Origin of the sequence: Sulfobacillus thermosulfidooxidans, from assembly GCF_001280565.1 — a bacterium.
Classification (GTDB): domain Bacteria; phylum Bacillota; class Sulfobacillia; order Sulfobacillales; family Sulfobacillaceae; genus Sulfobacillus; species Sulfobacillus thermosulfidooxidans_A.
Map to the genome: position 1 here is coordinate 1 of NZ_LGRO01000001.1, position 15,379 is coordinate 15,379.

The 15,379-nt window shown below is 47.0% G+C and carries 12 protein-coding genes; 5 read left to right on the forward strand and 7 right to left on the reverse strand.

The window, feature by feature from the left end:
* Positions 1 to 192 precede the first annotated feature (192 nt).
* From AOA63_RS00005 to AOA63_RS00040, 7 genes are all read right to left on the reverse strand, one after another.
* A complete protein-coding gene (locus AOA63_RS00005) occupies positions 193 to 846 on the reverse strand; it encodes a class I SAM-dependent methyltransferase (protein ID WP_053957792.1) in 654 nt (217 codons plus the stop codon).
* A 762-nt stretch (positions 847 to 1,608) separates the two neighbouring features.
* Positions 1,609 to 2,685: a hypothetical protein gene (locus tag AOA63_RS00010; protein ID WP_053957793.1), complete on the reverse strand. Its 1,077-nt coding sequence runs from the start codon at positions 2,683 to 2,685 to the stop codon at positions 1,609 to 1,611.
* Between the two features lie 923 nt (positions 2,686 to 3,608).
* Positions 3,609 to 4,502 (reverse strand): alpha/beta fold hydrolase, encoded by an 894-nt coding sequence (locus AOA63_RS00020; RefSeq protein ID WP_053957795.1) that lies wholly within the window; start codon positions 4,500 to 4,502, stop codon positions 3,609 to 3,611.
* A gap of 201 nt (positions 4,503 to 4,703) precedes the next feature.
* Positions 4,704 to 5,588, reverse strand: coding sequence for a 4-hydroxy-3-methylbut-2-enyl diphosphate reductase (locus AOA63_RS00025; protein WP_053957796.1), 885 nt, complete (start codon positions 5,586 to 5,588; stop codon positions 4,704 to 4,706).
* 43 nt (positions 5,589 to 5,631) lie between these two features.
* Positions 5,632 to 6,339, reverse strand: a complete 708-nt coding sequence (locus tag AOA63_RS00030) for a prolipoprotein diacylglyceryl transferase family protein (protein ID WP_053957797.1) — start codon at positions 6,337 to 6,339, stop codon at positions 5,632 to 5,634.
* A gap of 2 nt (positions 6,340 to 6,341) precedes the next feature.
* Positions 6,342 to 6,863 (reverse strand): TlpA family protein disulfide reductase, encoded by a 522-nt coding sequence (locus AOA63_RS00035; RefSeq protein WP_082343629.1) that lies wholly within the window; start codon positions 6,861 to 6,863, stop codon positions 6,342 to 6,344.
* A 5-nt stretch (positions 6,864 to 6,868) separates the two neighbouring features.
* Positions 6,869 to 7,570, reverse strand: coding sequence for a cytochrome c biogenesis CcdA family protein (locus AOA63_RS00040; RefSeq protein ID WP_053957799.1), 702 nt, complete (start codon positions 7,568 to 7,570; stop codon positions 6,869 to 6,871).
* 111 nt (positions 7,571 to 7,681) lie between these two features.
* Between AOA63_RS00040 and ftsE the strand changes: the two genes are divergently transcribed.
* The 5 genes from ftsE to uvrA are packed head-to-tail and all read left to right on the forward strand — an operon-like array spanning position 7,682 to position 15,351.
* Entirely contained in the window at positions 7,682 to 8,368 is a 687-nt protein-coding gene (gene ftsE, locus AOA63_RS00045) for a cell division ATP-binding protein FtsE (protein ID WP_020374025.1), read from the forward strand.
* Positions 8,358 to 9,245 (forward strand): permease-like cell division protein FtsX, encoded by an 888-nt coding sequence (gene ftsX, locus AOA63_RS00050; protein ID WP_053957800.1) that lies wholly within the window; start codon positions 8,358 to 8,360, stop codon positions 9,243 to 9,245. Before ftsE ends, ftsX begins: the two co-directional genes overlap by 11 nt.
* A 51-nt stretch (positions 9,246 to 9,296) precedes the next feature.
* Positions 9,297 to 10,487: a S41 family peptidase gene (locus tag AOA63_RS00055; protein WP_053957801.1), complete on the forward strand. Its 1,191-nt coding sequence runs from the start codon at positions 9,297 to 9,299 to the stop codon at positions 10,485 to 10,487.
* Positions 10,488 to 10,508: 21 nt separating this feature from the next.
* A complete protein-coding gene (gene uvrB / locus AOA63_RS00060; protein ID WP_053957802.1) occupies positions 10,509 to 12,521 on the forward strand; it encodes an excinuclease ABC subunit UvrB in 2,013 nt (670 codons plus the stop codon).
* Positions 12,514 to 15,351, forward strand: a complete 2,838-nt coding sequence (gene uvrA / locus AOA63_RS00065) for an excinuclease ABC subunit UvrA (protein ID WP_053957803.1) — start codon at positions 12,514 to 12,516, stop codon at positions 15,349 to 15,351. Before uvrB ends, uvrA begins: the two co-directional genes overlap by 8 nt.
* The last annotated feature ends 28 nt before the right edge of the window (positions 15,352 to 15,379 follow it).

Below are 15,379 nucleotides of genomic sequence, written 5' to 3' on the forward strand. Positions count from 1 at the left end.
AACACCAACCTTATAATCTTGTCTAGATCCAAATTTAACTTCTTTCCACATTAGCCCCAGTGTTATTTGTGCCCGAATTTCCGAAAAATTACGCGACAGATAGTTGGTTATTTTCCTAGAAATTAACCAATAACCTCACTGACTCCAATTATCCTAGATCGCTCCCTCACTTTGGCAAAGAGAAGGAATTAGTCAGCCATTCGTTCCTTTAACTCGATAACTTAACCACCAATAGCATTGACCAACATGAATGTGTAGCGCATCAGCATACGGAGAGAATAATGTTCTCAGCTCGTCTTGAGTGTAGTAATTTTTTAGAACTTCATATCTCCGACCGTCTTCCAACGTCCGCATTTTGTATGTGTTGTTATCCGAAGCTTTAGAAATCAGTTGTCCCCCTACGCCGTCCATATAAACATTATCAGCCATAAAAACTGTGGAAGCTTGTCCAAGACGGGCATGCCAATGGCTTAGAAATTCGTGAATGCGGCATTTAGGCACGTGAGAAAACCAGAAGTTTGCCACTCCTCCATCAAAATTGCCTCGTAGACTATTCAGATTATAAGCATCTCCTTGGCAAAATATGACGATGTCGGAATCGAGACCTTTGCTTTTGGCAATGTTTAACATTTCTTTAGAGGCATCCACCGCTACGACATGACGGGCAATTCGGGCGAGATATTGTGTCCAATAACCCGTACCACACGCTACTTCCAACACCGATTTGTCCGAGAATAAGTTCGTCATAGCATGCCGTAATTCTAGTAACTCGCGCTGACAGACCTGCTCGCTTCTTAAATAAACTTTCTCATATTCACGGGAGCGTGCTCCGTAATATGTTTCCACAGCGAAATCCCCCTTGAGTGAATCAGTTCAAGTCGAGCCGGAATTCTACAAAACGCTTTTCCAAAACGCTTTTTTGGGATCACGCCTATTTTCGCTGCCATATTTGGCGTTGCCGCCGATATTAGGCAATATAAGCTTTTTGGAGCAATTGTCGATCAAAGATCTAACGACTGAAAGGGACTAGCAGATTGGAACTCCCATAATCCCCCGCATATGCGATTTTTTAGCTGTTCTACCGACAAATGGCGCCAGCCTTTCGCAATGCGTCCTGGAGCGATATCCAATATGCGAACCCTGCATGGGACCACTCTCAATAACGATGGACAGGAACGAAGGATAGCATGGCAACGATGGGCGAACGAGAAAATAATCTTCATAGAAAATGTGTCTGTCCCAACGTGCAGTGCTAGCGTGTGATTTCACCCGTCGCATCCAAAGAGCATAATAGATGAGGCATTGACACGCGAGCCAGCGGCGCAAAATCCCTTGCTGCTCTGGGAGACACACGCAATGGATACCGAGTGATCATCACGGAACCTTCCTACGAATATAAGTTGCCCGCGTTTACCATGACACAAGATTTGAGAAAAGGGGCTGGTCATCTAGCAGCCTAAACACCGCTTAACGCTATTTTGGCTATCCCCTCAGAGGGCAAATGCACGGGTCTTATATTCAAAAAAGAGCCTATTTTACGAGAATACAAGATATATCAATATACACTGGTCTCCTGGTAAATCTGCATTGACACTATGGTATCGCATTTTAAGGATTAACTAAAAGATGGACAGGCAAAGATGTCACATTCATGTGATCGGGATCGGAAGCCGTAATTTGATATATTCCTGGAGAAACATTGGCTCCTGCGGTAATCACCACCGTGCCAGTTTGAAGAGTCGGTGCATTTTGAAAGGTATATTGACCATGAACGAGTTCCTGGTTGGTGACCCCAAATCCCGAAATCGTAAAACCGGAGGCCGGCTGACCATGCGCATTTGTGATTGTAAAAATCGAATCTAAATTATCTAAGGACATTCCCATAGCGAGCTCATCATTAGCGTAAACCTGAGACAATGTTAACGAGGCTGAACTACCAGCATTGATGGATATCAGTGAAGGAGTTAACTGAAAATCTACCGTAGGCATTACAGTCACACTCATCTCAGGGCTCCAAATCTCATTCGCTGGCGTCGCCGGCGCATTACCGTCTTTCGCATAAACCATAACATGATATGTACCAGCATGGGACGGTGATACAGGATAAAATGGTACGGTAATCATCGATATTGTAGAATAATTTCCACTTGAGGTCCAATGCCCGTTTGGACCCTGCCACCAAAATTGATAGACGGGATCTATCAGATTACTTGCCATCGCCTGAACCATAGGTTCCATAGACGCCATATTATTCATCATGGGCATAGTCTTTAGGTGTACTTGGCTGTCAACATCAACAAATCGCGTGGTGACAATCGCACTCGTCCAAGCATGCGATTTTACAGAAGAGCCGGGCAGAGCATACGCAACGATTTCATAGCTGCCCGGCATAATATCGTGGATTGTGTAATAGTTATTCGTTGAGTAGTTTTGCACCAGTTTCCATCCTTGTGAAGAATCCATCCAAAATTGATATTCCCATCCGGTGGTATTACTCGAACTTTCCACTGTAAATGTAGGACTTTGTCCGGCCACAATGGCGGCATTCGGCCCAATAAGTTTTAGGGTTGTACTGGCTGAACTGGCTGCCAATGCTGTCATTCCAGGCATAATAGATACATCGATTAACAGCATGGTGGCTAAAAGACCAACGTTTTTAATCCGTGTGACCCAACTTTTTGACATAGTCTAATCTCCCTTCTTGGCTTTCCTGTCATTATTAAAGCTATCAATCCCCTCAGGCGGAGCGGTTCGCCCAATGACTTTTAAATTGAAAATCATGTCAGAAGTTTTCGTTATTGAGCGTAATTCCCCCATAATGGCGCGACAATATCAGGAAAGGTCTCAATCTCTTTCATTTCTCTTTCATTTCTCTTTCATTTCTCTTTCATTTCTCTTTCATTTCTCTTTCATTTCTCTTTCATTTCTCTTTCATTTCTCTTTCATTTCTCTTTCATTTCTCTTTCATTTCTCTTTCATTTCTCTTTCATTTCTCTTTCATTACTACCTTCATCTTCGCAATATGTGTTCCTATTTTTTGATTGTGCAAAGCTTGGGTATTCGTCAGGCACATGATTTCCGTGTAGTTATCCAAGCGATAGGCTGAATTGTCGCCAATTTCGATGGGAATAACCACTCTGCGGAGGACTAGATGGAGAGATCGAAAAGTTGCATAGCGTCATGACAAGGTCTGAGGTTGATGCGAACAAGCATAGGAAGATTATCTATGTGTAAATGAGAATATCAAACAAGGTAATGCTAGCCGTAAGATTTTGAAGCTCATTTGCATTATTAAAAAAACCCCTCTCACATAGGATGAGAGGGGATTTTTTATTTCTTCCGTTTACTATCCAAAACAGGATATTCGGGATAGATAGTTCTTCAGTTGGTCTTCGTGATACCTGGGCATGAAGCCTTTATGATTTGTCAAATTCAGCAATGAAATTCTTCGCATTAGACCAAGAAAATAGACCTACCCTAGAATTGACAATTTTTTAGCAAGCTACACGTTTCGGCTGGATGACATCACAAACGGAGAAATAAGCGTATGGGGCGACTTTAGATCGGCATTTCATGAACAGCGTGACCTAACTCGGTCATTATCTATTTCACGCCATCCAGTTCACGACGGCCGCTGCGAATAACTCTGGCTGTTCAACATGCACGAAATGGCTGCTCGCATCGGCGACCATGAGTTTGGAATGGGGATGTGTTTCGAGACAGCGATGGATTTGATCCAGTCCAAACACGGCATCATAATAACCTCGAATAAATAGCGTGGGATGGGTAATTTGAGAAAAACGGGATATTAACGAATCAAAAATTGCGCCTTCTTCATATAGAGCAGCTTGGTGGTCTGCACCGCGCTTCCACAATTCATCTCCAAAAGACGACTCACGAACCAGCCGTTGGAAAAACTGTTTGTCCGGGCCATAGACATAAAGATTATCGCGCTGCTTACCCAATCCCTGGGACAGCACAGTAAATTTGTCCCAAACAAAGCGGGAGTCAAGTGCGTCATCAGACGCAATGGCTAAACATTCACGCGCTTTCTCTTGGTTTCCCAGTACGCCATATTCCAATGCGGTGTGCTGCAATAACGAGCGAGCTGAAGCCGCGAGATCAAAGGTCGGATTTTCAAAGATTAGCCGGTCAATGGCATCTGGATAAGTGCTGGAGTACAAAAGTCCCACATATCCGCCAAAAGAATGACCGATTACAGACCATCGAGATATGCCGAGATGCTTTCTAAGAGCTTCTGCATCCTCCACTAAATCCCTAAGCGAGAGGGTTTGATTACCCAGAAGATCCGATCGAAGAACTCCGCGTTGGTCCATTGCGATTAACCGGACGGAGGTCGCCAATCGTTGACCTTGATAAAGCACAAAGTCATAACAACCGGAGCCGGGTCCGCCGTGTAAATATAAAACCACTGGTCTGTTGGAATCTCCGAGGTCTTCGACCCACAACCGTGTGCCCCGGACCCGCACTATTGCACCCATGCTATCTCACCCCATGAGGATGCGCTAATGTTGCGGTCAGTATATCAGAAAAATGGGGAATGGTAGAACTATTGGTATGCGTTTTGGAACTACCTGTTCGATCGTCTGCTCGAAAAGGCAATTCAATCAACATGAACAGCCCTTCCGGCGTTTGGCCGCAAAATTTTTTGATTTACCACAAAATCCTTATACCCAGAAAAATTAATCGGGCTGCTTAAAGGATTCGAGGCGGTTAATCACTTCACGAGTAATGCGACTTGGCGTCGATGAACCAGCTGTGACACCGACCGTATTCACACCAACGAACCAATTGGGATCTAAATCCTCAACACTTTCGACACGAACGGAGGGCTTATGAGCAATTTTTTCAACGACTTCAACCAGACGATTAGAATTATTACTGCGCCGATCCCCAACCACAACAACCATATCTACGTCTTTGGCAGCTTTGACCGCTGCTTCTTGTCGTAATTGAGTTGCTAAACAGATTTCGTTGTGCACTTCGGCATGCGGATATTTGGCAAGCAATGCTTCGATAATCGCCTGCGTATCCCATTGGCTTAATGTCGTCTGCGTGACAATGGCTAATGGTGTGGTCGGGTCAAAGGGCACACTGTCCACATCCTGAACATTCGTGACCAAAAAGACGCGATCATGCGGCGCTTCTCCCATAGCTCCTTCGGGTTCTGGATGATCCTTGGTTCCGATATAGATAATCGAATACCCTTGATGGATTTTTTCCTGAATCAACGTATGGGTTTTGGTTACATCGGGGCAGGTCGCATCAAAGAACGTCAAGTGCCGTTCTTGAGCGCGCGCTTTGACAGCGGGCGAAATCCCATGTGCCGTAAAAATCACGGTGGCACCGTCGGGGACTTTGTCCAGCAGTTCCAGCCGCGATCCCCCGTCTAAGGTCGTAATACCATATTGTTCGAGTTCCAAAACGGTATGCTGATTATGAACAATTTGTCCCAAGATATAGATAGGACGGGGAATTGTAGGATCTTGCGCAATACGCTTAGCCATCGTAATAGCATCGACAACTCCATAACAATACCCGCGAGGATGAATTTTCACTACGTTCATAAGACTTATTTGGCTCCTTTATAGTCAATACCTCTATTGTACTCTAATTCGTTTCATGATTTTCAGCTACGGGTGTCATGAAACGATATCCGGCGACGGCTGAAATGATGGCTAACCAATCTAATGTGCTCAAAGTGAATTCAGGACGGGGTGCTGTTAATTGGGCGGCCACTAGAGAAATCGCCGTTAACAGAAGAAAGAGACCGGCTACCTGACCATGAGTGTTCGAAAAACGTCGGTGAAAGATGGTGATGATAACCGTGATTATTCCCATGAGCAAAAAGAAGAAGAAAAACGTGGCAAAACGGTCCAAATGCTGTTTGTGAATACTGAGCAGGGGAATCTTGCTGGGTAATCCAATCCAATTAAAACCAAGACTCCATAAAGTTAAGGCAGGAGATGCGGCTAAAGCCATGACATCCATATCGTGACGGGTCCATTCTGAGTGGTGGCGGAAGATGACAATTACGGTCCCGATAACGGCACCAATGCCTAGTCCCCATAATCCCAATGAACTTTCCGGAGTAAAAATTAAATGAGCTGGATCTTCGAGATAGTAATGGAGATCAGTGACAATATAAATGCCTTTATCGCCCAAAATGGCGCCGACAAGAATGGCCCAAAAAATGTCCTGAACACGGTCCGGGGCCTGATAGCGCGATAACAGGAACGAGGCCAGTGCGATGCTGAGAACCATGAGAACATTAAATAAAGGCAAGGGGCCAATAAATATTTGCGAAGGTAAATACATCGTTATCGCTCCTGACTCGTATCCGCTAATCTCAAGTTTTGTCTAATGAGATGTGGCGTCATCGGTCCAATCACCTTGCTGACAATGATACCGTTTCGATTGACAAAATAGGACGTCGGTAACGTTGTAATAAAGAAACTATTAAACACATGGCCCGAGGGGTCATAAAAACTGTGATCGGAGGCAATCCCGTAATGCTGAAGAAATACGGCCGTGCTGGCACTGTTGCCCTGGCTTATGAGAATTAGCTGATTTGGGGCGGCCACGACTTGGTGTAAGTCAGGAAGTTCCATTTTGCAAGCAGGGCACCATGTGGCAAAAAAATTAATCAAGGCGGGGTGGTGATGTAAAATCTGGCCCAATGTTTTTGTCTTCCCGCTCCCGCTAACGACGCGAATATGATTGACGGATTGTCCGACCTGCCCATTAAAACCCGAGGTCTTGGCGGGCCGGATGATGATGCTAAGAGCTAACAAGACAACCAAGAGACTGCTTAAAATATTACGCCACGTATGCATACTCATGGCCCTTATGCCACAATATTGGGAATGCGGTCATACCATCCCGTAAGCAGCATGACCCCCAAGATGACTAACATAGCGCCTGAAATGCGTTCAATCCACGGGAGATAACGTCCCATCTGCCGCGTCCATTGAGCGGCCTGCCCAAGGAAAAAAGCCAGCGCTAAAAATGGGACCGCTAATCCCAAAGCATAACTGGCTAACATCATGCCCCCTGCGCCAAGAGTGGACGAACGGGCCGCCAATAATAAAATGCTGGTTAAAATGGGACCGACGCAGGGAGTCCATCCTGCGGCAAAGACGATACCTAATAATACCGCCGATAGCCCTTGGGCTCTTGGTTTCATGGATAAGTGAACATCCCGCTTGATGAGACCAATTTGAATGAATCCCAGGATTTCGAGACCAAAAATAATGGTAATGAGTCCCCCAAGCTGGGCAATAACGTGGCGATGGAACTGAACAAATTGTCCAAGACTACTTGCTCCAAGGCCAGCCAAGACCAAAACCGTCGAAAAGCCGAGAACAAACAAGAAGGCATTTTGCATGACCCGACGTCGCACCTGGTGATTTTGGATAGCATCCGCTGTTAATGCTGTTCCCGCCATCGTCGTGAGATATGACGGAATCAAAGGCAACACACAAGGAGAAAGCACGGAAGCCAGCCCTCCAATGAATGCAACTCCTAACGAAACTAACGAGATGTCCAATTCCCACGTGCCCCCTTTTGATGGCGGAAATTATATCACGTCAGCACTCGTGTGTCATGTGAGCAGGAATCTGACGATTTATGTCGTATTTTAATATGTTGGGAGGCTATTATGATACGGTTGGAAAATGTCAGTAAACGATATGCGAACGGGCATTATGGCGTCATCGATGTGAATCTCGAAATTCGGCGTGGCGAATTTCTCTTCCTTGTCGGACCCTCAGGGGCGGGGAAGTCTTCCCTCATCCGCCTTTTATATCGGGAAGAAGTGCCGACCTCAGGCGAGATCTACCTCGATGAGTTCCGTCTTTCACAGTTGAGACGGGGCCAAGTATCGCGCCTAAGGCGCCAACTTGGGGTGGTCTTTCAAGATGTGAAATTATTGACGAATCGTACGGTGTATCAAAATGTTGCGTTTGCCATGGAAGTTGTGGGCGCCTCAAGCCGCGATATTCATAAACGGGTTCCGCAAGTATTGGAACTGGTTGGTTTATCCAGGCGACGCAATAATTATCCCCATCAGCTTTCTGGAGGAGAACAGCAGCGTGTCGGGATCGCCAGGGCATTAGTCAATAATCCCGTCTACATTATTGCCGACGAACCAACGGGTAATTTAGATCCGGAAACCTCATTTGAAATTATTAAATTGTTGAATGAAATCAACCGGCGGGGAGCGACGGTGATTATGGCGACCCATGCCAAAGATATTGTTAACCAGATGCACAAGCGCGTTGTAGCCGTAGAAAATGGTCGAATTGTGCGTGATGAAGCGAGAGGAGCTTATGGCTATGAGCCTTAGCAGCATATGGTACATTACCAAAGAAACAGGACGCAATCTCATCCATAATGCATGGATGACCTTGGCTTCGGTTTCGACAGTGGCCATTTCCATGTTTGTGCTCTCGTTCTTTTTGGTGTTAACCGTGAATATGAATCATGTCACGAGCGTGCTACAAAGTCAGGTGGAAATGCGGGTCTTTATCAAAACCCATGTGTCCCGTTCTCAAGAAATGGCATTATTGGCGCAGGCAAAACATTGGCCCGGGGTAAGAAAAATTCAGTTTTTTACCAAACAGCAAGCGGCGGCCCAGCTCAAAAAAGAATTTCCCAACCAGCAAGATTTGCTGACTTTGATATCGAAATCCAATCCATTATTCGATGGGTATAATGTCTATACGGAAAATCCCCAACAAATTCCTGGGTTAGCTAAACGCTTTGACCATCAAAAAATTGTGCATAATGTCGTTTATGAGGGGCAAGTTGTCAACCGCTTATCCCGTCTATCGGTGGTTTTGAAGTGGGTGGGTTGGGGCATTGAGTTTTTATTAGGGTTGGCGACGCTCTTTATTATCGTCAACACGATTCGTTTAGCCGTATTTGCCCGCAGACGGGAAGTAGCCGTCATGAAATTGGTGGGAGCGACAGATTGGTTCATTCGTTGGCCGTTTGTGTTAGAGGGATTAGCCCTGGGCCTCGTGGGGGCTGTCGTTGCGGACATTATTGTAGCCCAAGGCTATCACTGGCTTCTTGTTGAAGCGAGTAACGCGCTGCCATTTTGGCCCATGGCACCGTTTCAGCAAGTGATGCACAAGACTTTAGATTTTACGTTGATTGGGGGACTTTTGGTCGGCGGATTGGCTAGTCTTGTGGCGCTCAGACGGTTCTTGCGCGTCTGAGTTTTGATAACGCGTGGTATAATGGCAGGGAGAAACTAAGGGAGGAACCCGATGCGTTTTCCCAAATGGGGTCTTTGGCTGAGCGCGACACTGGTGTTAATGGCGGGATCCTCAGTCGGAACCTGGTATTGGTTAACCCAAGTCGATCCTGGCGTCCGGATTCCTGCCAGCATGCGGAACAATCCGGAATTCGCGCAGTTTGTCCAAACCTATCAGTTAATTCGCAGTAAGACCATTTGGTCGAATAGTCCCCATCAATTATTGGCCGGTGCAATTAATGGGATGGTGGGGACTTTACATGATCAATTCTCGAATTATCTCTCGCCCTCCAGCAATAAGAATTTTAATGCATTGCTCAATCCCACATTTACCGGGATTGGAATTGAGGTCGAGCCTGAAGTCCATGACTTGCGTATTATGCAAGTCTTTCCGCATTCTCCGGCGGCATTAGCAGGACTCAAACCCGGCGAACTGATCGTGGATGTCGACCATACTGCAGTAGCTCGTCTGAATCCTATTCAAGCCTTAAGCCGGATTCGGGGACCTGTGGGCACATATGTGACCTTAACAGTCGAAGATCACAACCAGCTTCAAACCCACCGGATTGAACGCGAGAAAATCGCGTTGCCCACGGTGTTTAGTCAAATGATGCCTCACCATATTGCCTATATGAACATCACAGAATTCGGCAATAACACCGGACAAGAGGCTACCCAACAATGGCACCAGTTACTTCACGAAGGTGCTCGGGGATTACTATTGGATTTGCGCAACAATCCGGGAGGAGAAGTATCGCAAGCCTTGGAAGTGGCTAACTTGTTTGTGCCCAAAGGTCCGGTGGTGACATTAAAGTTTAAAAATCCGGCCGAGGATCAAACCCTCAATTCAGAGGGGCCAGGGACTTCACTTCCCATCGTGGTATTGGTTAACGGACAAACCGCATCCGCAGCAGAAATATTGTCGGCAGCTATTCAAGAACGGCAGGGCGGTCTTTTAGTCGGCACGAGAACATATGGCAAGGGCATTGTGCAACAGGTCTTGTCATTGCCTGGGCATGCGGCCTTAAAATTGACCGTGGCGCGCTATTACACACCGGATGGTCAATACATTGAGCATGTGGGACTGTCCCCTAATGTCTATGATCCTGAACCCATTGATGTAGTACCATCCAATAATCCCAACCAGGATCCCCAGTTGCAAAAGGCCATCGCGGTTCTCCTTCAGCACATGGCACATCGGTAAGTGTTTGAGAAAGGATAAAGGATGGGCGTATTTCAATTAGTCAGTCCCTATGAGCCTCAGGGTGATCAGCCCAAAGCCATTGATGCCTTGGTCCGCGGCATTCAACAGAATTTGGGCCAGCAAGTTCTATTGGGCGTCACCGGATCGGGCAAGACCTTTACCATGGCGAATATCATCCAACGGGTGAATCGGCCAACATTGGTCATGGCGCCCAACAAGACCTTAGCCGCGCAGTTGGCGGGAGAGCTCAAAGCCTTCTTTCCCCATAACGCGGTCGAATATTTTATTAGTTACTATGATTATTATCAACCGGAAGCCTACGTGCCTCAAACCGATCTGTATATCGAAAAAGATTCTCAAATTAATGATGAAATCGATAAACTGAGACACTCGGCGACCTCTGCCTTGCTTGAACGACCGGATGTCATTATTGTGGCGAGCGTTTCCTGTATTTATGGTTTAGGATCTCCGGAGGATTACCGACAATTGGTGTTGTCCCTAAGGGTTGGCATGGAACGGGAACGCGACAGTATTTTACGTAAGTTAGTGGAAATTCAATATGACCGCAATGATGTCAACTTTGTTCGCGGCAAATTTCGAGTTCGCGGTGACGTTATCGAAATTTTTCCGGCTAACCAAAGCGAGCAAGCAATTCGTGTAGAAATGTTTGGGGACGAAATTGAACGCATTCGTGAATTTGATCCTCTCACCGGAGAAATTATTGGGGACCGGGATCATGTTGCGATTTATCCGGCCTCCCACTATGTCATGGGTCAAGACCGGTTAAGACCGGCGATTTTGAGTATTCAACAAGAATTAGACGAGCGGCTTAAAGAATTGAAAGATTTAGGAAAAGATCTTGAGGCGCAACGGTTGGAACAACGCACGCGCTATGATTTAGAAATGCTGGAAGAAGTCGGCTTTTGCTCAGGCATTGAAAATTATGCCAGGCATTTCACCGGACGCCCTCCTGGTGCTCCCCCGTATACACTCTTGGATTATTTTCCCCATCCCTTTTTAACCATTATTGATGAGTCCCATGTCACCGTACCCCAGATTCGGGGCATGTATGCGGGGGATATTTCGCGAAAAACGACCTTGGTCGAGCATGGATTTCGTTTGCCCTCGGCTTTGGACAACCGCCCGTTGCGTTTTGATGAATTTTTACACAGTATTGATCAAGTGATTTATGTATCAGCAACTCCCGGCCCTTACGAATTACAAGTCGCCGAACAAGTGGTGGAGCAGATTGTCCGTCCGACTGGGCTCGTCGACCCGCCTATTGTGGTGAAACCCACAATGGGACAAATTGACGATTTGTTGGCGGAAATTCGTCAGCGTGTCTTTAAGTCTCAACGCGTGTTGGTCACGACCCTTACCAAGCGAATGGCGGAAGATTTGACCGAATATCTGCGAGAAAACCAGGTGCGGGTTCGATATCTCCATTCCGATATCGACGCGCTCGAGCGGATGGCCATTATTCGTGACTTACGGCTCGGCGAGTTTGATGTGTTGGTAGGTATTAACTTGTTGCGTGAAGGACTAGACCTGCCTGAAGTGGGACTGGTGGCCATTTTGGATGCCGACAAAGAAGGCTATTTACGTTCGGTCACGTCTTTGGTGCAAACCATTGGCCGCGCCGCGAGAAACTTGGAAGGTCAAGTGATTATGTACGCAGACAAAATCACGGACTCGATGCGTAAGGCTATCGATGAAACCGACCGCCGGCGTGCGATACAACAAGAATATAACGAGGTGCATCACATTACGCCGAAGGGCATTGTTAAAGAAGTGCGGGATGTCATCCAAGCAACAAAGGCTGTGGAAGATCCACCCGATAGGGGTAAATCGATTAAAGAGATGACCCTGCGGGAACGCACGGAGTTAGCCAAGAAGTTGCGGAAAGAAATGAAAGAAGCCAGCCGCAATTGGGAATTTGAACGGGCGGCCATGTTGCGGGATATGCTCATGGAACTCGAAAATGAGCGGCCAATTAAGGCCGTGTCGGGAGGGAAAAAGAAAGACCATGGCTAAGCATGTGATTGCCATTCACGGAGCACGGCAACACAATTTAAAGAATATTTCCGTCGACATCCCCCGTGACAAATTGGTTGTTATTACGGGCGTTTCGGGATCGGGGAAATCCTCTTTGGCATTTGATACGATCTATGCCGAAGGACAAAGGCGCTACGTGGAGTCATTGTCGAGTTATGCACGCCAATTCTTGGGGCAAATGGATAAACCGGACGTGGATAGTATCGATGGCTTATCCCCTGCCATATCGATTGACCAGAAGACGACGAGCCATAATCCCCGAAGTACAGTGGGCACGGTAACAGAAATTTATGATTATCTTCGGTTGTTGTACGCGCGGGTTGGTACACCGCACTGTCCACAGTGCGGAGAACGGATTAGCCAACAAACGATTGAACAAATGGTCGACCGCATTGTGGAAAAACCGGAAGGGACACGTCTAGAAATTCGCGCCCCCATTATTCGTGGCCGGAAAGGAAGTCACGAAAAAGTTTTTGATCAACTGCGGCAACAAGGATTTACCCGGGCCCGGGTGGATCAGGCTTTAATTGAAATCGAAAATCCTCCCGTCTTAAATAAGAATAAAAAGCACGATATCGCCGCTATTGTCGACCGGATCGTGGTGCGGCCCAACATTCAGCACCGCTTGGCGGAATCGTTGGAACAGGCGCTCGAGATAAGTGGAGGACTGGCAGAAGTGGGCGAACCCGATGGTCCTAGTGAGTTATATTCAAGGGAGCTCGCTTGTCCACATTGTGGCATTTCCTTAGAGGAACTCACGCCACGGATGTTTTCGTTTAATGCCCCCTATGGGTCTTGTCCCGATTGTATGGGCCTTGGCTATAAACTAGAACCTGATCCCGAGTTGATCGTGCCAAATCCCACGTTATCCATTAATGAAGGAGCCATTGCCCCGTTTTTCCGGGCCCCGACCCGGTTTTACATGGATTTGTTAGCAAAGGTTTTTGAGGATGCGGGCTATTCTTTAGATGTCCCGTTTAAAGATTTGCCGCAGGAGGCCCAGCAGATTGTGTTTTATGGCTATCCGAAGACCTTGCCCTTTCATTACGAAGGCGTTTTTGGGAATCATGTGCATATGACCCGGTACCAAGGCGTTATTCCGATTCTTGCCAAGCGTCATAAGGAATCGAGTAGTGAAAGCGCACGCCAGGACGTTGAAGAATATATGAGCTCAAAACCCTGTGCAACCTGCCAAGGCAAACGGCTCAAACCCGAGGTGTTGGCGGTGACCATTGGTGATATGTCCATTGCGGATTTAACCGACCTATCCGTGCGTAAAGCCCGAGAATTTTTGCGCTCTTTAACCTGGAACGAACGCGAACAAATGATTGCGGGACCTATTTTGAAAGAAGTCGATGAACGGTTAAGTTTTTTGATTGATGTGGGTCTTGGTTATTTGACCTTGTCCCGGGCAGCGGGGACGTTGTCGGGGGGAGAAGCTCAGCGAATCCGCTTGGCTACGCAAATTGGTTCGTCATTGGTGGGAGTCTTATATATCTTGGACGAGCCTTCAATTGGCCTTCATCAGCGAGACAATGACCGGCTCATTGCGACATTGAAACGACTTAGGGACCTGGGTAATACCGTATTAGTCGTTGAGCATGATGAAGATACTATGTTAGCAGCAGATTATTTAATTGACGTGGGTCCGGGACCAGGAATTTATGGGGGCCAGATTGTGGCTCACGGCACTCCCGAAGAAGTGATGGCCAATCCAGCAAGCTTGACGGGACAATACTTATCCGGACAAAAAGAAATACCCATGCCTAAAGTCCCCCGCGAACCCCAAGACAGATGGCTGACGATCGTCGGTGCGCGTGAACACAATTTGAAAAACATTACGGTGAAAATTCCTTTGGGGCTCATGGTCGTGGTCACTGGCGTATCGGGATCGGGAAAGTCGACGCTCGTCAATGAAATCATTCGTAAGCAACTGGAAGTCACACTCAATAAAGCGAGGAGTCGGCGCATCGGTGAACATGACTCGATTACCGGCTTAGAGTATTTAGATAAAGTCATCGCGATTGACCAAAGTCCTATTGGCCGGACTCCGCGTTCCAATCCGGCGACCTATACTGGCGCCTTTGATTTGATCCGGGAAATTTTTGCGAATACCACTGAGGCGAATATTCGTGGGTATAAAGCCGGACGGTTTTCATTTAACGTGCGCGGGGGACGCTGTGAGGCCTGTAAGGGAGATGGGATTTTGAAGATTGAAATGCATTTTCTCCCCGATATTTATGTCCCCTGTGAAGTTTGCAAAGGGACGCGTTACAATCGCGAGACCTTGGAAGTGCACTACCGTGGCAAAACCATTGCGGATGTGCTGGACATGACCGTCGATGAAGCGTTGGACTTCTTTCAACATCATTCTCGTTTAAAAAGAAAATTAGAGACGTTGCGCGATGTGGGATTAGGTTATGTGCGCTTAGGCCAAAGTGCGACGACATTATCCGGAGGCGAAGCTCAACGGGTAAAATTGGCGACCGAACTTTCCAGACGTTCGGAAGGCCGCACCCTCTATATCTTAGATGAACCCACGACAGGGCTTCATCAAGAAGATATTCGCCATTTACTGGACGTGTTGCAACGTTTAGTCTCGCAAGGTGATACCGTGTTAGTTATTGAGCATAATCTGGATGTTATCAAAACTGCGGACTGGATCATTGATTTAGGTCCAGAAGGCGGCGATTTAGGGGGAGAGATTGTCGCTGAGGGTCCTGTGAAGGAAATTATTGCCTCCGAAAGATCTTATACCGGTCAGTTTTTGGCGCGGCATTTACAACGTCGGCAAATGGTTCAGCCCTAAAATAACGAAGATAGCCGGCAAGTGCATG